The 19,010-nt window shown below is 70.5% G+C and carries 14 protein-coding genes; 6 read left to right on the top strand and 8 right to left on the bottom strand.

All coding sequences use genetic code 11. The features are described from left to right. Nucleotides 1-16: 16 nt before the first annotated feature. The 6 genes from MKD50_RS20385 to MKD50_RS20360 all read right to left on the bottom strand — a co-directional run bounded on the left by MKD50_RS20385 (nt 17) and on the right by MKD50_RS20360 (nt 10,462). Nucleotides 17-5,938 carry a hybrid sensor histidine kinase/response regulator gene (locus tag MKD50_RS20385; protein ID WP_252668453.1) on the bottom strand — a complete coding sequence of 1,974 codons (5,922 nt, stop codon included), beginning with the start codon at nt 5,936-5,938 and terminating at the stop codon, nt 17-19. 127 nt (nt 5,939-6,065) lie between these two features. After that, a complete protein-coding gene (locus tag MKD50_RS20380; protein ID WP_252668452.1) occupies nt 6,066-8,288 on the bottom strand; it encodes a methyl-accepting chemotaxis protein in 2,223 nt (740 codons plus the stop codon). Between the two features lie 111 nt (nt 8,289-8,399). Beyond that, nucleotides 8,400-8,963 carry a chemotaxis protein CheW gene (locus MKD50_RS20375; RefSeq protein WP_115706250.1) on the bottom strand — a complete coding sequence of 188 codons (564 nt, stop codon included), beginning with the start codon at nt 8,961-8,963 and terminating at the stop codon, nt 8,400-8,402. Between the two features lie 53 nt (nt 8,964-9,016). Then, a complete protein-coding gene (locus MKD50_RS20370; protein WP_012352035.1) occupies nt 9,017-9,388 on the bottom strand; it encodes a response regulator in 372 nt (123 codons plus the stop codon). Nucleotides 9,389-9,426: 38 nt separating this feature from the next. Next, entirely contained in the window at nt 9,427-9,954 is a 528-nt protein-coding gene (locus MKD50_RS20365; protein ID WP_305882081.1) for a response regulator, read from the bottom strand. 337 nt (nt 9,955-10,291) lie between these two features. Further along, nucleotides 10,292-10,462, bottom strand: a complete 171-nt coding sequence (locus tag MKD50_RS20360) for a rubredoxin (protein ID WP_010813017.1) — start codon at nt 10,460-10,462, stop codon at nt 10,292-10,294. A gap of 242 nt (nt 10,463-10,704) precedes the next feature. Between MKD50_RS20360 and hemL the strand changes: the two genes are divergently transcribed. The 4 genes from hemL (at nt 10,705) to MKD50_RS20340 (ending at nt 14,120) form a co-directional block, all read left to right on the top strand. Then, nucleotides 10,705-11,997, top strand: a complete 1,293-nt coding sequence (gene hemL, locus MKD50_RS20355) for a glutamate-1-semialdehyde 2,1-aminomutase (protein WP_252668451.1) — start codon at nt 10,705-10,707, stop codon at nt 11,995-11,997. 101 nt (nt 11,998-12,098) lie between these two features. Then, nucleotides 12,099-12,725 carry a LemA family protein gene (locus MKD50_RS20350; protein WP_115706247.1) on the top strand — a complete coding sequence of 209 codons (627 nt, stop codon included), beginning with the start codon at nt 12,099-12,101 and terminating at the stop codon, nt 12,723-12,725. Between the two features lie 13 nt (nt 12,726-12,738). Beyond that, nucleotides 12,739-13,596, top strand: a complete 858-nt coding sequence (locus MKD50_RS20345) for a TPM domain-containing protein (RefSeq protein WP_252668450.1) — start codon at nt 12,739-12,741, stop codon at nt 13,594-13,596. A gap of 20 nt (nt 13,597-13,616) precedes the next feature. Then, a complete protein-coding gene (locus MKD50_RS20340; RefSeq protein WP_252668449.1) occupies nt 13,617-14,120 on the top strand; it encodes a TPM domain-containing protein in 504 nt (167 codons plus the stop codon). Nucleotides 14,121-14,135: 15 nt separating this feature from the next. Here MKD50_RS20340 and MKD50_RS20335 read toward each other — a convergent pair whose 3' ends face one another. Further along, the gene (locus MKD50_RS20335) at nt 14,136-15,434 is read right to left on the bottom strand and encodes an MFS transporter (protein ID WP_252668448.1); all 1,299 of its coding nucleotides are present in this window, start codon (nt 15,432-15,434) and stop codon (nt 14,136-14,138) included. Between the two features lie 81 nt (nt 15,435-15,515). Here MKD50_RS20335 and MKD50_RS20330 point away from each other — a divergent pair, with 81 nt between their 5' ends. Beyond that, complete coding sequence (locus MKD50_RS20330; RefSeq protein WP_252668447.1) at nt 15,516-16,484, top strand: LysR substrate-binding domain-containing protein; 969 nt, start codon at nt 15,516-15,518, stop codon at nt 16,482-16,484. A 359-nt stretch (nt 16,485-16,843) separates the two neighbouring features. Here MKD50_RS20330 and MKD50_RS20325 read toward each other — a convergent pair whose 3' ends face one another. Further along, nucleotides 16,844-17,125, bottom strand: a complete 282-nt coding sequence (locus MKD50_RS20325) for a hypothetical protein (protein WP_252668446.1) — start codon at nt 17,123-17,125, stop codon at nt 16,844-16,846. A gap of 496 nt (nt 17,126-17,621) precedes the next feature. On the opposite strand from MKD50_RS20325, the gene MKD50_RS20320 reads away from it, so the two are divergent. Beyond that, nucleotides 17,622-18,998 carry a sigma-54 dependent transcriptional regulator gene (locus MKD50_RS20320; RefSeq protein WP_240073849.1) on the top strand — a complete coding sequence of 459 codons (1,377 nt, stop codon included), beginning with the start codon at nt 17,622-17,624 and terminating at the stop codon, nt 18,996-18,998. Nucleotides 18,999-19,010: the final 12 nt, after the last annotated feature.

Raw genomic sequence — 19,010 nt, 5'->3', positions numbered from 1 at the left:
AGAGGGGAGCAAACCCTCAGCCTGGTGGCCCGTCCCCCAGCATCTGCGCCACCGACCCCGCCGTTCCCGTCGCCCGTTCACCCAGCAAACGGTGCAGCGTCCCCAGCAGTTCATCCTCGTTATACGGCTTGCCCAGGTACACGTTGACGCCGATTTCCTCCGCGTAGCGGCGGTGCTTGTCGGCGGTGCGCGAGGTGATCATCACCAGCGGCAGGTGCGCGGTGCGCGCGTCGGAGCGCACGTTGCGGGTCAGGTCGAAGCCATCCATGTGCGGCATCTCGATATCGACCAGCATCGCGTCCGGCATCACGTCCTGCAGCTGCTTGAGCGCGTCGACGCCGTCGCGCGCCAGCACCACGTGGTAGCCGGCGCGGCCCAGCAGGCGCTGGGTGGCCTTGCGCACGGTCAGTGAATCGTCGACCACCATCACGGTAGGCTGGGCCGCCAGCCCGGCCACTGGCTCGGCGGTGCCGTCGCGCGCCAGTTCCGCGACCGCGCCTGGTTGCGGCGCGATGGCCGGCTGCTGCGTCGATTGCGGCAGCGCCGGCGGATCCAGCGGCAGCGAGCGGCCGCGCTCGCGCACGAAGCGCTGCGCCAGCACTACCGGGTTGTAGATCAGCACGATCTCGCCATCGCCGAGCGTGGTCGCGCCGGCGATCCCCTCCAGCCGTGCCAGGTGCGGGCCGATGTGCTTGACCACCACTTCGCGGTTGCCGACCACGTCGTCGACATGCACGGCGACGCGCTCCGCACCGCTGCGCACCACCACGACGGGTGAATATTTACGCCCCGCGGGCGCGGCCTCGCCCTGTTCCAGCAGCGCGCCGAAGTAGAAGAACGGCACCTCGGCGCCGGCCACGGTCACACGGCCATGGTTGTACGCATCCAGCAGCGCCGGCGCGCGCAGTTGCTGCACCTGGTCGATCATGCCGCTGGGCACCGCATAGCGGCGCGCGCCCAGTGCGATCACCAGCACCTGCGTGATGGCGGTGGTCAGCGGCAGGTGCACGGTGAAGGTGGTGCCCTGCCCCGGCTGCGATGCCAGCGTGATGCGCCCGCCCAGCGCCACAGTCTCGGCGCGCACCACGTCCATGCCCACGCCGCGGCCGGCCAGTTCGGACACCGCTTCCGCGGTAGAAAAGCCGGGGGTAAAGATCATCTCGGTCAGGCGCGCCTCGCTGGCGTCGTCGTCCGGCGCCAGCAGGCGGCGCTCGACCGCGCGGGCGCGGATGCGCGCCAGGTCCAGCCCGCCGCCGTCGTCGATGAAATGCAGCACCACCTCGTTGCCTTCCTGCTGCACCTCCAGCGTGAGCGCGCCGGCGGCGGGCTTGCCAGCGGCGCGGCGCTGCGCGGCGGGCTCGATGCCATGCGCCACCGCGTTGCGGATCAGGTGCTCGATCGGACCGGCCATGCGGTCCAGCACCGAGCGGTCGATCTCCACCGTGCCGCCCTTGATCAGCAGCCTCACCTCCTTGCCGGTCTCGGCCGCGGCCTGCCGCGCCACGCGGTAGAGCCGCTCGGCCAGCGCGTCGAACTGCACCATGCGCGCCTGCATCAGGCCGCGCTGCAGCCCGCGCGTCAGCCGTGCCTGCGCGGCGAGGTCGCCGGCGGCGCGGTCGAAGCCGCGCTGCAGGTTCTGCTCGACGGTGGCGACGTCGTTGACCGACTCGGCCATCATCCGCGTCAGCTCCTGGAAGCGCGTAAAGCGGTCGAACTCGAGCGGATCGAATTCCTGCTTGTGCTGCGCATCGGCAATGCGCGACGCCATCTGTGATTCGGCCTGGATCTCGATCTCGCGCAGCTGGCCGCGCAAGCGCGCGACGTTGTCGTTCAGTTCGCCCAGGTAGGCGCGCATCGCCTCGAGCTCGCTGTCCAGGCGCGCGCGCGTGGCCCCGACCTCGCCGGCCTCGTTGATCAGCGTGTCGAGCGCACGCGCCTGCACGCGCACCAGCGCGCGCTGCGGCTGCGCCGATGCCAACGGTGCGAGCGGGGCCAGCGGCGCGGCCGGCGGCATCGGCACCATCACGTCGGACCGCTCCGGCACTACGGGCAGTTCAGGCACAGGCGCCTCTGCGGACGATGCGCCGGGAGCTTCGGCGTCTTCAGGCTCGGGCACGGCGGCGTCGGCCGCTTGCTCGGGATCGACCAGGCCGTTGACCACATCGGCATCGTCGGCCGGCAGCAGGCGGCCGGCCTGCAAGGCCTCGGCATGCGCCAGGATGCGGTCGTACCAGGCGTAGAGCCGCTCGAACACCTTCGGCGCAACCGGCTGCTGCCCCTGTCCGCGTAGCGTGCTGTCGAGCAGCGTTTCCATCTCGTGCGCGGCCTGCCCCAGTGCCATCGCGCCGGCCATGCGCGCGCTGCCCTTGAGCGTATGCAGTGCGCGCAGCACCAGCCCGCCATGGCGCGCGTCGTCGGGCGCGGCTTCCCAGCCGCGCAACAGCTTGCCCAGTTCGGGCAGCGAGCCCTGCGCCTCCTCCAGGAAGATCTGCACCAGGGCCGGGTCGGGTGCGATGCCGGCGTCGGCGGCCGGCGCCTCGGGCGCGCGCGGCGCCGTCGGCAGCGCGATCACGACCGCATCCTGCGCGCTGACGGGCGGCACGCCAGGGGCTTCAGCGGCCGCTTCGGCTTCGGCCGCCGGCGGTACGGCGGGTGCTGCCTGTGCCGCGGGCGGCAAGCGGGTGAATACCTGCGCCATCTCGTCATCGGCCTGCGGCGGCGCGGGCAGCGCCACACGCGGCCGCAGCAGCGCGCGCTCGCCGAACTCGATCAGGCTGCGGCGCAACGCGGCATCTGCCTGCGGCCAGATGCCGGCGGCAAACTGGTGCAGCATGCCGCGCATGCGCTCGGCGGCCTGCTCCAGCAGCCGGAAATCGCCCGCATGCATCGCCACCGGATGCGAGCCCAGCTGCAGCAGCAACGCCTCCAGCGCCTCGGCGATCTCGCGCACCGGCTCCAGGCCCACGGTCGATGCGCTGCCCTGCAGCGTGTGGGCGACGCGCAGCGCCAGCTCGCTCGGGCATGGGTGGGCTTCATGCCGCCATTCGGAGATATCGGTGGCGAACTGGCGCAGCAGGCCGTCGGCCTCCTGCAAATAGACGTTGTACAGCGCCAGGCCAATGCGCACCGGGCCGATGACCTTGTAATGGTCGTCCTCGTCCGACAGGCCACCGGCCAGGCGGAACGGGATCACGTTGTCGTCGGGCGTGCCGGTGTCGGCAGGGGCGTCAGTATCGGTGTCCGTTGCGGCTGCCTCCGGAGGCTGGTTCGGCGCCTCGTCGCCAACCACATCGGGCGCGGCCTGCGCCATGTCCGCAGCAGTGCCGGCATCGCGCACCGCCTCGGCGGCCGCGACCAGCGGCGCGATGTCGTGCCACGCCGCGGCATCGCCGTGCAGCCGCGCCACCCATGCCGACAGCTCGGCATGCGCGCGGCGCAGCAGCCCCAGCAGCGCCGGCGCGGGCTCGCGCGCTTCGGCCAGCCACAGGTTCATCACCTGCTCCACCGCCCATGCCGCCTCACCGTAGCGATGCAGGCCGACCATGCGGCTGGAGCCCTTGAGCGTGTGGAACGCGCGCCGCAGCCGGGTGAGCATGTCGGCATCGCGCAGCGCTTCGACGCCGGCGCCGAGGTCGCCGGCGATGCCGCCCAGCACCTCGTCGGCCTCGTTCAGGAAGATGTCTAGCAGCTCGGCGTCGATGGCGGCGTGGTCGCCGGCCGCAGGCATGGACGGCGTGGACGGCGTGGCCGCGCCGCCCGGCACCGGCGCGGGCTCCGCGGGGATCGCGGCGAGCGCCATCACCATGCGCGCGCCGGCGTCGTCGCTGCCGGCCAGCCAGGCGTTGCACTGCGTGACGGCGTCGGCGGCCTGGCGGCGCAGCGCGGCGTCGTCGTCGATGGCGGCCTGGTCGGCCAGCGCCTGCAGCGCGGCGCGCAGCCGCTGCACCGCCGGCGCGTCGGCGACGGCGCCGGCACGCAGGGCTTCGTCGGCGGCGGCGCGCGCCGCCTCCAGCGGATCCTGCGGCGCGTGCGCGTCGCCCGCGGGCGCGGCATCCAGCACGGCCTCGGCGTGGCGGGCACGGCCGAACTCGAGCGCATCGGCGAACGCATGGACCAAGCCCAGTTCCGCCGCCACCGTGCGCAGCAGCGCCGCGCGCGCGCCGGCGTCGGCAAGCTCGGCCTCATCGGCAAGTGTTGTCCTGACAGCCTCCACTGCAGCGCTGGCCTGCGCGGCATCGCCGGCCAGCACGACCGGCAGCGCCGGCGACGCCTGCAGCTGCGCCAGCGTCCCCGCCAGCGCGGCGAAGGCCTGACGCGCGTCGCGCAGGTGCGCGGCGCCGTCGGGGCGCGCCGCATTGCGGTCATAGCTGTCGAGCCAGGATTCGCCACTGTCTAGCTGCGCGCGCAGTTGCGCCACGGCTTCGCTGCGCTGCGCCTGGGCGCGCGCCTCGTCGACCATGCGCGCCAGCCAGGCCGGCGCGGCAGCGACAGGGTCCGCCAGGCAGGCGGCCAGCGCGTCGCACTGCGCGGCAAAGTGCGCCGCGGCCGGATGGGCGCATTGTCCGTGCACGCGCCACGGCAGCGCCAGCGCACGCGACAGGAACAGCGCGATGCCGGCGACGCCAAGCGCATCGCCGGCGCCGCGCTCGCGCCCCGGCATCGCGGCCTGCGCCAGGCAACGCTGCAGGGCCGGCTGCGCCAGCGGCTGCGCGGCTTCGGCCAGCGCCGCCAGCGCGATCTCCCACGCGGCCTGGTCGGCCGCGGCGGCGCGTTCCAGCGCGGCCGCGGCCTGCTGCAGGTTGCGCGTGTCGATCGGGTCGAGCCAGCCGTAGTAGCGCAGCCGGAAATCGGCATTTGCCTGCGCATGGGCGGCATCGAGGCGGAACGCCGCGAGCGTGCGCGCGATGTCGGCGCGCAGTGCCGCCGCGTCGTCGTTGCCGCCGTGGCCGCGCTCGCCCAGCCCGGTGCAGACCAGCAGGAACACCGCGTCGTTCAGCAGCGCCTGCGGTACGCGCACATGGCCCTGCTGGTACTGGCGCAGCAGCAGGTTGGCGCGCCCGGCAAAGCGCTTGGCGAGCAGGTCCGACGGCAGCAAGCCCAGCGCCAGCGCGCGGCACACCAGCCCGAGCACGTGCCAGACACCGCGGTCGGGATGGTCGGCGGCACGGCGCGCTTCCTGCTCGTTGGCACGCAGGCCTTGCAGGGCCGCATGCAGCGGCAGCCAGGCTTCGCGCAGCAGCGCCGCGTCGGCGCACGGCGTGGGCAGGCGCAGCGCCTTGAGCAGCGCCGATTCGAACTGCTGGCGCGCGCGCGTGACCGCAGCCGGCCCCTTCGGCGGCAGCAGCATGCCGGGCAGCATCTGCAGCTCGTCTAGCCACAGGTCGGCCGGATGCACGCGTTCCTCGCCGAGCCTGGCGAGCACCGCGGCATAGGGCTGGAACAGGCGCAGCGGGGCCTCGTCGTCGCCCGCCATCAGATCGTCGACATATTCGACCAGCGCCTGCACGCCGGCGCGGAATACCGCCAGCGCCTCGGGGCCGGCGGCAACGCTGCCGGCGTCGATGGCGTCGAGCAGGCGGCGCAGCGCCTGGCAATACGGATCGGTCCCGCGCAGCCCGACGATATGCACGGCGCCGGCGGCCTGGTGCAGATGCTGGCCGGCCAGCCGCAGCGAGGTGGTATCGCGCGCGCCCAGCGCCTCGGGCGCCTGGCGCACTTCGTCGACATAGTGGCCAAGTTCCGCGGCGGCGTCTTCGAGAGCGCTGCGCAGGCTAGGCGCCAGCCACGCCAAGCCGGACAGGTCGCGCGCGGCGCCGCCGGCGGGCGACGGCTGCGCGCTGGCCGGCAACGGTGCGGGCTCGGGTTCAGGCAGGGCGCCGGGCCCGGCTGGCACGCCGGCTGCGGCCGCGTCGCGCGGGATGGGGGAATTCAGGGACATGACGGCTTCCAGTGCGGCGCCGGCACGGCAGCCGCAGGCTGCCCGCCGCAACGGGCGGCGGGCGCGGAGTTGGCATAAGGCGCGGGGCCGCGGTGCGCGGAAGCGGTCGCAGGCGTCATCCGGCCACTCAGGCGATCTTGAAGCGCGACACCGAGTTGCGCAGCTCCTCGCTCAGCAGCGTCAGCTGGCGCACCGACTGCGCGGTCTGGCGCGTGCCGGTGGTGGTCTGCTCGGTGACCTGCAGGATGCGTTCGATATGGCGCGCCACGGTGGTGGCCAGGTCGGCCTCGTGCGAGGTCGACTGCGAGATCTGCTCGATCAGCTCGGCCAGCTGGCGCGACACGCGTCCGATCTCGACCAGCGCGGCACCGGCGTGGTCCGACAGCCGCGCGCCTTCGACCACGCCCTGGGTGCTGCGCTCCATGGCGTGCACCGCGTCCTGGGTATCGGTCTGGATGGTGCGGATCAGTGCGCCGATCTGCTTGGTGGCCTCACCGGAGCGTTCCGCCAGCCGCTGCACTTCTTCGGCCACCACCGAGAAGCCGCGCCCGGCCTCGCCCGCCGACGCCGCCTGGATGGCGGCGTTGAGCGCCAGCACGTTGGTCTGCTCGGTAATGTCCGAGATCAGCTCGACGATTTCACCGATCTCCTGCGACGACTCGCCCAGCCGCTTGATCCGCTTGGAGGTTTCCTGGATCTGCTCGCGGATGCCGTTCATGCCGGCAATCGCGTTCTGCACCGCCTGCTGGCCCTGTTCCGCGGCGGACAGCGAGGCGCGCGCGACGTTGGCGGATTCGGCCGCGCCGCGCGATACCTGCGTGATGCGGTCGGCCATCTCCACCACCGACTCGCCGGTCTGGCGGATCTGGCGCGACTGCTCTTCGGTGGTCGACACCAGCTGGGTCGAGGTGGCCTGCACCTGCCCCGAGGCGTGCGTCACCTCGCCGGCGGTCTGCTGCACCCGGCCGACCAGCTCGCGCAGTTCTTCCACGGTGTAGTTGACCGAGTCGGCGATGGCGCCGGTGATGTCCTCGGTCACGGTGGCCTGGCGCGTCAGGTCGCCGTCGGCGATGTCCTGCAGCTCGTTCATCAGTTGCAGAATCGCCTTCTGGGTGTTGTCGTTGTTGCGCTTTTCGTCGAGCCGGCGGGCCTCGGCCTCGCGCTCGCGCGCCTCGGCTTCGAGCGCGCGCATGCGCGAATCGCGCAGGTACAGCGCGGCCAGGCCGACCAGGCACAGCAGCGTCAGCGCCGCCGACACCACGGTCGCGCCCAGCGTCACCGGGCGGCTGCGCGCCGACTCCGCGTAGGCGCGCTGCAGCGCCGACAGTTCGGCGCGCAACGCCTCGTTGTCGTTGAAGATCTGCTGCTGCGCGCGCTTGGCGGCGATCAGCCCGGGCAGGTTCTGCAGGATGGTCTGGGTGGTCTTCTGCACCGCCTCGAAGCGCTGCGACAGCTGCTGCAGGTAGCCGCGCGTCTCCTCGTCGGCGGCGGCGGACAGCCGCAGCGCCTCGCTGCCGTTGAGCAGGCCGTCCAGGGTCTCGCGAAAGGTATTGGTGTCCTTGCCCAGCAGGAACGCGGTCTCCGGGTTGACGCCTTCGCCGGCGAGGAACTCGTTCAGGTTCTTGCCCAGGCGCTGGGTCAGCATCACCAACTGCGCCGAGGCCGCCACCTCGCGCGCATTGGCGCCGGACTGCAGCTTGATCGCGGCCACCTGTTCGGCGGACTCGAGCAGCTCGGGGTTGGAGGCGTTGAAGATCTGCAGGGTCTGGCCGATGGTGGTCAGCACCGGCTGCTGCGCCAGCACGTCGGCGGCGCTTTTCTCGGAGCGCTGCCAGGACTGCATGGCAGCCTGCAGCAGCGGCTCGGCCGCTCCGGTGGTGGCGCGCATGCGCTTTTCATCGCTGCCCTGCTGCAGCGCCTTCAGGTCGCCCGACAGCGCATCCCTGGACTGGCGCAGCTGAGTGAAGGCCTGCGCATTGCCCAGCAGCGCCACCGGCACCGCCTTGCCCAGGCGCTGCGAGTGCATCAGCATGTCGCCGGCCACTTCGATCTGCGCGGCGGCATTGTTGGCGATGCGGTTATCCAGATACACCGAGCCCAGCAGCGCCACCAGCGACACCACCACGCCCACGGTCAGCAGCCGCTGCTGCGAGGCGAACGGCATGCGCCCGAGCCAGCGGCCGAGGTGCTCCAGCGGGGTCGCGCCCAACCCCGCGGCGGCGGGCGGCACGGGCGCGGGTTCGGCCCCCCCCGCATAGGCCACGTCGGACCCGTCCGGAGCACCGGCGAGGCTGGTGGCAGCGTCGGCTGCCGGCGTGCGCCGGCCCAGGCTGAATTTCTTGAAACCCATGGCACCCTCTTCCGTTTTATCGTTGTCATCCCCGGCGGCTCGTGCCGGGTGCGGCAGGCGGTAGCCTGCGCGCCGTCATTGTCTGTGCCTGGCCAGACCAGCCCGCGCGCGTCAGGCGGCGACCTTGCCCACCTGCAGGAAGGCGGGCGCGTCCAGCAGCGCGCGCACGTCCAGCACCTGCCAGTCGCGCCCGTCGCGGTCGGCATAGCGCTGCCCTTCCCACGCCGGCGCCGGCTCGGGTCCGGCGGCAGCGGCGTCGCCGTGCGGCAAACCCAGGTCGGCGGCATGGCGCAGGCCGGCCACGCGCGTGGCCAGGATCGCGCAGGCGCGCTCGGCGTCGCGCGACAGCACCACGATCTTGCTGCCCGGCTGCAGCGGCGTCGGCGCGCCGCCGCAGAACAGGCTGAAGTCGATCACGCCCAGCAGGCTGCCGCGCGCGTTGACCAGGCCGCTGTACCACGGCTGCGTCAGCGGCACCGGGCTGGGCTGGCGCATATCCAGCACCTCGCCGGCATCGGCGAGCGGCAGCAGCCAGTGGCGCGCGCCCACCTGCAGCGCCAGGTAGCTGTCGGCGGCCGGCAGGCTGCGCGCCTCGCGCAGGCGCCGGGCCAGCATGGCCTGGTAGTCCTGCAGGCGGGTGTGGCGGGCGCGGAGGTCTTGGCGTGGCGCGTTCATGGCGGTCCCCGGAACAGGTGGCAGTGGCTTGCCGTGCGGCCGGCGCGGGCGGCTCAGTGCGCCAGCGCGGCGATCTTGCCCAGCAACTCTTCGCCGTCGACGGGCTTGACGATGTAGTCCGAGGCGCCCTGGCGCATGCCCCAGATGCGGTCGGTGTCCAGGCCCTTGCTGGTGCACATGATCACGGGGATGTCCTTGAAGCGGTCGTCGCGCTTGATCGCGCGGGTGGCCTGGTAGCCGTTCTGGCCGGGCATCACCACGTCCATCAGGATCAGGTCGAAGGCTTCTGCCTGCAGGCGGGCGAAGGCCTGCTCGCTGTTGCTGGCGACCGCGACCTTGAAGCCGCGCTTGCCGAGCAGGTCGGACATGAACAGGGCTTCGGTCGGGGAGTCGTCGACGATCAGGATCTTGTGAATGGCGGTCATGAGGTTTTCCTTCGATTCGTACACGGCGCGCCTGCCGTTCAGGCGGGCAACGCCTCGCCCTCGGGCTGGCATGGCAGGCAGGCCTGCACGGCCTGCAGCAGCGCATCGCGGGTAAATGGCTTGGCAAGGTGGTCATGCGCGCCGACCAGGCGGCCGCGCGAGCGGTCGAACACGCCGTCGCGCGAGGACAGCATGATCACGGGGATGGCGTGGAAACGCGGACTCTTCTTGATCAGCGAACAGGTCTGGTAACCGTCCAGCCGGGGCATCAGGATGTCGCAGAAGACCAGGTCGGGATGCAGCTCGCCCACCTTGGCCAGCGCCTCGAAGCCGTCCTCGGCCAGCATCACCTGGTAGCCCGCCTGCGCCAGAAAGATTTCCGCGGTACGGCGGATGGTGCTCGAATCGTCGATGACCAGCACTTTGCGGCGCGGCGGTGGAGCGATCCCTGGCTTGAGGTCCGGATTGATGTCCGGCGCGGCAACCGGAACAGGAACGCCAGGCGCCGCACCGTGGGCGCCGGCGGTATTGACCCGCTGGTTTTCTTCTAAATGAGCGACCCGCATGTTGTTCCCGCGACCAGCGGCTCCAGGCGGAGCGCCGGCAAGCACCAGAGAACACCCGTGCGGAGCAGCGCGACCCATGCGCGCCCCGACGGACCCCCGAAATCTTTTTATTTCCCTTCCAAGGCCGGGCTGAGCCCGGCAGTGGCGATGCGTGATCCCCGCATCTGCCCGCCGTCCTCCCCGCCGCAGGCGGAGGGACAGCCAGTCATTTTTGCAACAGAGTGTGACAAGACGCCGGGGGGCCGTCAATCCGGTGCGGCCAGCCCCCGGCAGCGTTCTGTCGCATCGGCGCGACGGGCGCGCCCGCTGTATTGTTGTTGTTCTGGATAGTGGCCGCTCAGATCGCGACCATCTCGAAATCTTCCTTGCGCGCGCCGCATTCCGGGCAGGTCCAGTTGATCGGCACGTCTTCCCAGCGGGTGCCGGGGGCGATGCCGTCTTCCGGCGCGCCGGCGGCTTCGTCATAGATCCAGCCGCAGATCAGGCACATCCAAGTCTTGTATTCCATAACAGGCTCTGGCCACTCTCCATTAAAATCCAGCGCAGATGGTACCGAAACCGTGCCGCCGGCGCCAGCCGCGCGAGGGCCGGAATCGGGCCAGTTCCGCCGTGTTCGCACCCGTTAGCGCCTTGTTAGCGCACGATTGGCCGCCAATTGCAGCGAACTTCCGCTGTTTTTGCCGCATGTCAACGCCAGGCCCGGAGGCCCGCCGAGCACGATCCCTGCAGTCCTGTCCTCACCTCAACGCCATGTCCTGTAATCAGCAGCTTTTCGACCGCGCCCAGCAGACCATCCCCGGGGGCGTCAATTCGCCCGTGCGCGCTTTCCGTTCGGTAGGGGGCACGCCGCGCTTCATCACGCGCGCCGAGGGCCCGTATATGTGGGACGCGGACGGCCAGCGCTATATCGACTACATCGGCTCGTGGGGCCCGATGATCGTCGGTCACGCCCATCCGGAGGTGGTCCGCGCAGTCCAGGAAACCGCAGCGCACAGCTTCTCGTTCGGCGCCCCGACCGAGGCCGAGATCACCATGGCCGAGGAAATCTGCAAGCTGGTGCCGTCGATCGAGCAGGTGCGCCTGGTCTCTTCCGGCACCGAAGCGACCATGAGCGCGCTGCGCCTGGCGCGCGGCTTTACCGGCCGCGACCTGATCATCAAGTTCGAAGGCTGCTACCACGGCCACGCCGACAGCCTGCTGGTCAAGGCCGGTTCCGGCCTGCTGACCTTTGCCGACACCACCCGCAACGCGCCGTCGTCGGCCGGCGTGCCGGCCGACGTGACGCGCCACACCATGGTGCTGGAGTACAACAACGTCGAGCAGCTGGAACAGGCCTTCGCCAAGCATGCCGGCGAGATCGCCGCGGTGATCGTCGAGCCGGTGGCCGGCAACATGAACCTGGTGCGCGCCAGCGATGCCTTCCTGCAGGCCATGCGCGAGCTGTGCAGCCGCAATGGCGCGGTGCTGATCTTTGACGAAGTCATGACCGGCTTCCGCGTGGCGCTGGGCGGCGCGCAGGCGCACTACGGCATCCGCCCCGACATGACCTGCCTGGGCAAGGTCATCGGCGGCGGCATGCCGGCGGCGGCCTTCGGCGGACGGCGCGACATCATGGCCAGCCTGGCGCCGCTGGGGGGCGTGTACCAGGCCGGCACGCTGTCGGGCAACCCCCTGGCGGTGGCGGCAGGCCTGACCACGCTCAAGCTGATCCAGGCGCCCGGCTTCTATGACCGCCTGGCCGCGCAGACGCGCAAGCTGGCCGATGGCCTGGCCGAAGCGGCCCGGGCCGCCGGCGTGCCGTTCGCGGCGGATGCGGTCGGCGGCATGTTCGGGCTCTATTTCCGCGACGGCGTGCCCGGCAGCTTCGCCGAAGTCACCCAGAGCGACACCGCGCGCTTCAACCGCTTCTTCCATGCCATGCTGGACCACGGCGTCTATCTCGCGCCCTCGGCCTTCGAAGCCGGCTTTGTCTCCGCGCAGCACGACGACGCCATCCTGGACGCCACCTTCGAGGCGGCGCGCCAGGCCTTCGCGGCGGCCTGAGCCCACGCGTGCCGCCCGGCGCCAGGTTGCGCCGGCGGCCCACGCGTGACGACAAGGGCGGTGCGCTACACTTGGAGTTCGTCCAATCGCCGGAGCCTCCGATGCGCGCATCCTCGTCCCCTTCGCTGTCCACCCGCTCGCCGCTGTCCGGGTTGCGCTGGCTGGTGCTGGCGGTCCTGGCCAGCCTGCTTTCGGCCTGCGGCTACAACGACTTCCAGGCCAAGGACGAGGCGGTCAAGGCGGCCTGGGGCGAAGTCATCAACCAGTACCAGCGCCGCGCCGACCTGATCCCCAACCTGGTCAACACCGTCAAGGGCTACGCCTCGCACGAGCGCGAGACACTGGAAGCCGTGACCAGGGCGCGCGCCGCCGCCACCAGCATCCAGGTCTCGCCCGAAACCCTTAACGACCCCGAAGCCTTCAAGCGCTTCCAGCAGGCGCAGGGCGAACTGTCCGGCGCCCTGTCGCGCCTGCTGGCGGTGTCCGAGAACTACCCGCAGCTCAAGGCCGATGCCTCGTTCCGCGACCTGCAATCCCAGCTGGAAGGCACCGAGAACCGCATCACCGTGGCACGCCAGCGCTATATCGCCGCGGTGCAGCAGTACAACGTGCTGGCGCGCAGCTTCCCGACCAACCTGACGGCGATGATCTTCAAGTACCCGGTCAAGCCTTCGTTCACCGTGGAAAACGAGAAGGCCATCTCGACGCCGCCCGCGGTCAAGTTCTGACGGGATGGCAGCGATGCGCCACCCCCGGCGTTGGTTCCACCTGCACGGCTGGCTAGCCGCCGCCCTGCTGTGGCTGGCGGCCCTGGTGGGCGGTCCGGCGCTGGCGGCCGACGGCTTCGTCGCGGTGCCGCCGCTGACCCAGCGCGTCACCGACCTGACCGGCACGCTGACGCCGCAGCAGCGCGGCGCGCTGGAAAACGTGCTGGCCGAATACGAGCAGCAGCGCGGCAGCCAGATCTTCGTGCTGATGGTGCCCACCACCGATCCGGAGCCGATCGACGCCTACAGCATCCGCGTGGCCGATGCCTGGCGCGCCGGGCGCCAGGGCATCGACGACGGCGTGATCGTGCTGATCGCCAAGGACAACCCGCCTGGCCTGCGCAAGATGCGGCTGGAGGTGGGCCGGGGCGTGCAGGGCTCGCTGACCGACGCCATGTCCAAGCGCATCCTGCAGGACGTGATGGCGCCGCACTTCCGCCAGAACGACTTCTACGGCGGGCTCGCGGCCGGCATCTCGGCAATCCAGGCCACCATCGACAAGGAAGGCCTGGCGGCGCCGCAGCGCAAGGCGCAGCAAGCGTCGGCGCTGGATGAATGGCTGCCGGCGCTGCTGCCGCTGGCGATCATCGTGTTCTTCTTCCTGAGCGCGATCCTGCGCCGGCGCGGGCCGCAGATCGTCACCACCCGGCGCGGCCGCGACGTAATCGCGGGCGGCCTCGGCGGCCTGGGCGGCTACACCATGGGGCAGGACTGGGGCCGGCGCAGCGGCGGCTGGGGCGGCGGCTTCGGCGGGGGCGGTGACAGCGGCGGTGGCTTTGGTGGTGGCGGCGGCGGCGGCTTCGACGGCGGCGGCGCGTCCGGCAACTGGTGACAGCACGAGGAACGACAACCATGCCGCATCTCAAACGCGCCCTGCACCATATCGCCACCACCGCCGGCACTGCGCGCAGGCACTTCCCGCCGGACGCGCAACAGCAACTGCACCAGGCCGTGCATGCCGGCGAATCCAGCCACCGCGGCGAGATCCGCGTGGTGATCGAAGCCAGCCTGCCGGTCGGCGAGGCCTGGGCCGGGGTCACGCCGCGCGAGCGCGCGCGCTTCCTGTTCGGCGCCCTCGAGGTCTGGAACACCGCGGACAAGACCGGCGTGCTGCTCTACATCAACCTGGCCGACCATGCCGTCGAACTGCTGGCCGACCGCGGCATCGACGCCAGCGTGGGGCCCGCCACCTGGCGCGAACTGTGCGATGAACTGGCGCAAGGGCTCAGGCAGGACCTGTCGGTGCGGCCGGTGCTGGTCACGGTGGCGCGCATCCATGGCCTGCTGGCGACGCACTTCCCGTCGGACGGCGGGCATAATCCGAACGAGCTGGATGATCGGCCGGTGTTTCTTTAACCGGACCCGCCCCGATCAGCGGGCCGCAGCCGCCTCGCGGCGCGCGCGCCGCCCGCCGATCGCATACCACACCGCCGCCAGCACCTGCAGCGCCACCAGGCCGGACCACGCCGCCAGGTGCGCCGCCTTGGGGTAATGGCCGCCGGTCGCGGGCCACAGATCCAGCACGAAGCCGACGCCCACCTGGCAGGCAAAGGTCGACAGGAACACCGTCAGTGTCAGCGCCGTGGTGGCGCGGCCGATCAGTGCATCGGGAAAGCTGCGCGCCAGCACCGCATAGGTCAGGATGCCGCTCGAGCCGAACACGCCATAGGCGGCCCACAGCAGCACCGCCGGCAGCGGCACCTGCGCCATCAGCAGCAGCTGGATCACGATAAAGCCGGTCATGCCGGCGCCGGCAAAGGCAAAGAGACTCACGCCCAGGCGCTCCAGGTGGCGCGCGGCCCAGCCGGAGCCAACGCAGCCCGCCATCATGGCAAAGCCGATCACCGATACCAGCCGCGCGCTGGTGCCCGCGTCGTAGCCGGACACATCGCGCAGGAAGGCGCCCACCCACAGCGTCTGCACCGCCAGGAATACGCCCTGGTTGAGCAGCGTCAGCGGCACCACGCGCCAGAAGCGCTCGCTGCCCAGGATCTGGCGCGTGCCGCGCAACTGCTCGCGCAGGCTTTCCTTGCCGACGCGGGGCTTGTCGGGCGCGCTGAACCACAGCAGCGCCGCCATCGCCAGCGACACGCAGGCGAGGCCGATGCTGACCGTGCGCCAGTCGGTATATGACAGCAGCCAAGTCAGTGGCGTGCCGACGAGCACCGCGCCAAGGCCGCCGATGGCCATCACCACGCCGTTGAGCAAGGGCATGCGCGACAGCGGGAACCACATCGACAGCGCCTGGATGGCAGCGCCCAGGCACACCGACACGCCCACGCCGATCAACAGCCGGCCCGCGGCCAGCCCGGCCATGCCGGGCGCGAGCGCGAACACCAGCGAGCCGGCCACCGCCACCAGCAGCATCACCGCCTCGGTGCGGCGCGGGCCGTAGCGGTCCAGCAGGATGCCCGCCGGCAGCTGGGCGCAGGCAAAGCCAAGGAAATAGAAGCTGGTGAGCAGGCCCAGGTCGCCGGCATTGAGGCCGAGTTCGCGCGTCAGGTGCGGCGCGAAGCCCAGGTTGACGCCGCGAAACACATAGGACACCAGGAAGCCCAGCGAAAACACCGCCAGCACGCGCCAGCGCGCGCTGGCCGCCGCACCGGCGGCCGTTTGCGGATGCGAAGGCTGCGAGGGCACGGAAGACAAGTTTGAAGTCGAAGTCGTCATGATGGCATGCATTGTCTTCGCCATCCCGGTGCAAGGCCAACGAAAGATACCCGCGGCAATTGTGAGTAAAATTTGACGGCCATGGCCAAAGCCCCCGCCAGCCCCGCCCAACGCCCCGTCCATCTGCCGCCGCTGCAAGCGCTGCGTGCACTGGAGGCCGCCGCGCGCCACCGCAGCTTCTCGCGCGCGGCCGAGGAGCTGGCCCTGACCCACAGCGCCATCAGCCATCACGTCCGCGCGCTTGAAACCAGCCTCGGCACCAAGCTGTTCCAGCGCAGCGGCAGCCAGATGGCGCCCACCAGCGTGGGCGCGCGGCTGGCCGAACAGGTGCGCGGCGCCCTCGACGACATCGAAAGCGCGCTGCGCGAGGCCGGCAACCGCGCCGGGCCGCCGGTGATCCGGCTGCAGGTCAGCGTGATGGCCGACCTGGCCAATGCCTGGCTGATCCGCCGGCTGCCCAGCCTGCATGCCCAGGTGCCTGCGCTGGACCTGCACCTGCGGCTGCATGCGGAGATCACGCCCCCGGACCCGTACAGCGTTGATGTCGGCATCTGGCACCAGCGCATCGACCTGCCTGGCTTCGAGTGCCACAACCTGATCGAAGACCACGTGATCGCAGTGGCCAGCCCAGCGCTGCTGGCGCGCTACCCGGGCTTTACGCTGGCCGACGTGCCGCGCCTGCCGATGCTGCGCTTTGCCCTGCGACCCTGGCGCGACTGGCTCGAGGCCGCCGGCCTGCCCGGCGACGAACCCGAGCGCGGTCCGATTTTCCAGGACGCCGGCCTGATGCTGCAGTCGGCCGTGGCCGGCCTGGGCGTGGCGACCGCGCGCGCACAACTGGCGCACGACTACCTGGCCAGCGGCGAGCTTGTGCAGATCGGCCCCACGCGGATTCCGTCGAGCCTGCACTACTGGGTGACCTGGCGCGAAGGCAACCCGCGCGAGAAGGCCATCCAGCAGTTTCATGCCTGGCTGCAGGAACAGGTGCGTCAGGAAGGCGCACAAGCGACCGCGGTCGCCGCCGGCAATGCCGGACAGTTTCATCCGTGAAATTGTTTGGCGCCGCGATGTTGGCAATACGAATCATTTTCGTCTAAGCCCGCGAAATCAAAGGCTTGGCGCCTGCCAGGTCCCACCCGCCCCGTACCGCGCCAGGACCGCGCCGCATCGTCGGCATGGTGTCCGAGTTTCACGGATGCAACCATTTGACCCCGCGTGCCAGCCTGCGTGGAAATCTTGCCCTGCCCATCCAAACAGATGAGAAGCGGCTGAGTCGCCCAGCCGCGATTCGTCCGAAGGCCTGTCAACGCGCCGGTTTTCTCCATCCCATGCTCGCTGCCGGCGAGTGCGCGACACCAAAAGGCTGAGGTCGGCGCGGTCGCCCCGTGTCGGCGGAAGATGTATGCCCTTCAAATGCTTGTAACGGAAATGAAACTGTTTTGCGGGGCGGTGAGGTGCAGTATCGGAGCCCTCCGCCGCGCGTGTTTCAAATTTTGCACTCCCTCGTTCAGGTGGGCACCGCACGCTGAAAATGCGCCATCCTGCACCTTCGCCGAGGATTCCGTGCCCGATACGTTGCTTTGTCGCGGATCGATTTTTTGCATTGCAGCATGAAATGGCCGCTCGGCGTAACAAGAGCGGAACGTTTTGGATCGCCCCGCGCCGGCGATGCCTTCGCCAAAATAGCGCATTTCCTTTATTTTCAATGACTTAGGCCACTCTGGCACATTCGTCGCAGATATGTTGGCGCGAACAGAAGCCCGGAACAAAGGGGAAGTCTGAAACGAAAGCGGCAAACACACTGGCACGCGTTCGCCGAGGGTCAGTTTCAGGACGACCCCCCGCAACCCAGGGCGGGGAATTGGACTGGCGCTGTAAGCGGGGGCCACGCGGCAGGAACTGGCCCGCATCGGCACCCGCCATGACATGGGCGTCGACAAGATAAAGCGGAGGTCATTCAGGCGCACGGGCCGCGAGCGCAAGCAAGCGGTCCGTGCCACCTGAATCCCGCGGCAAGCCGGCACGCCGGTGCGCCCGGACAAGAAACGGGGTGGAACAACAGAAATTGGGGAGCGCGCCGCGCCGCATCGCCACGATGCGCCGGCGCAAGCCTTAGAGCCAACGGAGCGAGCGGCCGGCCTTGCCGGCCGCCAGTTCCGCAAAAAACAAGAATCCGGGGAAATAATCATGAGCGCGTACGCCAACCGCCCGCTGCTGTACCTGTCGCAGCACCATGACGCCACGCTGTGCCGGCTGTTCGCCCAGCGCGGCTGGAAAATCAGCTTCGCGTCGAACCTGCAGGACTTGCAGGCACTGCCGCCGACCACTCAGCCCCTTGCCGCGCTGCTGGACCTGCAAGGCGGTTTCGGCGATGCCGAACTGGAAGCCTTCGAGCCCTGGCTGGCGCAGCGGCATATCGGCTGGATCGGCATCGTCGCCGGCCAGCACGCGTTGAGCGAAACCGCGCGCCGGTTGCTCGGCCTGTATTTCGTCGACTACCACACCGCGCCGCTCGACCACCCGCGCCTGGCCGAGGCCCTGGGCCATGCGCTCGGCATGGCCCGGCTGCGGCCCGGCGCGCAGCATGAAAGCCCCCGCACGGCGCGCCCCGACGGCATGATCGGCAGCTGCCCCGCCATGCAGTCGCTGTTCCGAGGCATCGAGAAGGTATCGCGCTGGGACACGCCGGTGCTGATCTCGGGCGAGTCCGGCACCGGCAAGGAACTCGCCGCGCAGGCCATCCATCGCGCCTCGGCGCGGGCCTCGCGCCCGTTCATCGCGGTCAACTGCGCGGCGATCCCGCCCACGCTGCTGATGTCGGAACTGTTCGGCTACGAGCGCGGCGCCTTCACCGGCGCCACCAAGCGCAAGCCCGGCCGCATCGAAATGGCCCAGGGCGGCACGCTGTTTCTCGATGAGATCGGCGACATGCCGATCGAAAGCCAGACCAGCCTGCTGCGCTTCCTGGAGACCGGGCGCATCGAGCGGCTCGGCGGCACCGAATCGATCGAAGTCGATGTGCGCATCATCTCCGCCACCCACGTCGACCTGGAGGCCGCGATCGCAGCCGAGCGCTTCCGTGGCGACCTGTACCACCGGCTGTGCGTGCTGCGGGTGCGCCAGCCCCCGCTGCGCGAACGCGGCAGCGACATCCTGCTGATCGCCGAGCACGTGCTCGACACCGTGCGCAAGCAGTCGCCGGCGCGCATCCGCGGCTTCTCGCCGCTGGCGCTGCGCGCGATCCAGCTGCACACCTGGCCCGGCAACGTGCGCGAGCTGATCAACCGCATCCGGCACGCCGCGGCCATGTGCGAAGACGGCGTGATCCAGCCCGAAGACCTGGAACTGGCCGCGCCCGCCGACGATCGCCCGCAAACGCTGGCCGCAATCCGCGAGGCCGCCGAGCAGAACGCCATCGTCGAAGCGCTGCAGCGGCACCATGAGCGGCTGATCGACGTGGCCGCCGAACTCGGGATCTCGCGGGTGACGCTGTTCCGGCTGATGCGCGACTACAAGCTGCAGGTGAAGAAGGGAGACCTGGGGTTGATCTGCGTGCAGGGCTAGCACCTCAACGCT

Origin of the sequence: Cupriavidus mimosae, assembly GCF_023952485.1 — a bacterium.
Lineage (GTDB): Bacteria > Pseudomonadota > Gammaproteobacteria > Burkholderiales > Burkholderiaceae > Cupriavidus > Cupriavidus taiwanensis_C.
The sequence above is the reverse complement of the archived record's forward strand: the minus strand, read 5'-3'. Positions and strand labels throughout refer to the sequence as shown.

Excerpts from the sequence above, each read along its gene's own strand:
- MKD50_RS20385 (WP_252668453.1), bottom strand. The coding sequence starts at position 5,938 with ATGTCCCTGAATTCCCCCATCCCGCGCGACGCGGCCGCAGCCGGCGTG.
- MKD50_RS20380 (WP_252668452.1), bottom strand. The coding sequence starts at position 8,288 with ATGGGTTTCAAGAAATTCAGCCTGGGCCGGCGCACGCCGGCAGCCGAC.
- MKD50_RS20375 (WP_115706250.1), bottom strand. The coding sequence starts at position 8,963 with ATGAACGCGCCACGCCAAGACCTCCGCGCCCGCCACACCCGCCTGCAG.
- MKD50_RS20370 (WP_012352035.1), bottom strand. The coding sequence starts at position 9,388 with ATGACCGCCATTCACAAGATCCTGATCGTCGACGACTCCCCGACCGAA.
- MKD50_RS20365 (WP_305882081.1), bottom strand. The coding sequence starts at position 9,954 with ATGCGGGTCGCTCATTTAGAAGAAAACCAGCGGGTCAATACCGCCGGC.
- MKD50_RS20360 (WP_010813017.1), bottom strand. The coding sequence starts at position 10,462 with ATGGAATACAAGACTTGGATGTGCCTGATCTGCGGCTGGATCTATGAC.
- hemL (WP_252668451.1), top strand. The coding sequence starts at position 10,705 with ATGTCCTGTAATCAGCAGCTTTTCGACCGCGCCCAGCAGACCATCCCC.
- MKD50_RS20350 (WP_115706247.1), top strand. The coding sequence starts at position 12,099 with ATGCGCGCATCCTCGTCCCCTTCGCTGTCCACCCGCTCGCCGCTGTCC.
- MKD50_RS20345 (WP_252668450.1), top strand. The coding sequence starts at position 12,739 with ATGCGCCACCCCCGGCGTTGGTTCCACCTGCACGGCTGGCTAGCCGCC.
- MKD50_RS20340 (WP_252668449.1), top strand. The coding sequence starts at position 13,617 with ATGCCGCATCTCAAACGCGCCCTGCACCATATCGCCACCACCGCCGGC.
- MKD50_RS20335 (WP_252668448.1), bottom strand. The coding sequence starts at position 15,434 with ATGACGACTTCGACTTCAAACTTGTCTTCCGTGCCCTCGCAGCCTTCG.
- MKD50_RS20330 (WP_252668447.1), top strand. The coding sequence starts at position 15,516 with ATGGCCAAAGCCCCCGCCAGCCCCGCCCAACGCCCCGTCCATCTGCCG.
- MKD50_RS20325 (WP_252668446.1), bottom strand. The coding sequence starts at position 17,125 with ATGCGCTATTTTGGCGAAGGCATCGCCGGCGCGGGGCGATCCAAAACG.
- MKD50_RS20320 (WP_240073849.1), top strand. The coding sequence starts at position 17,622 with ATGAGCGCGTACGCCAACCGCCCGCTGCTGTACCTGTCGCAGCACCAT.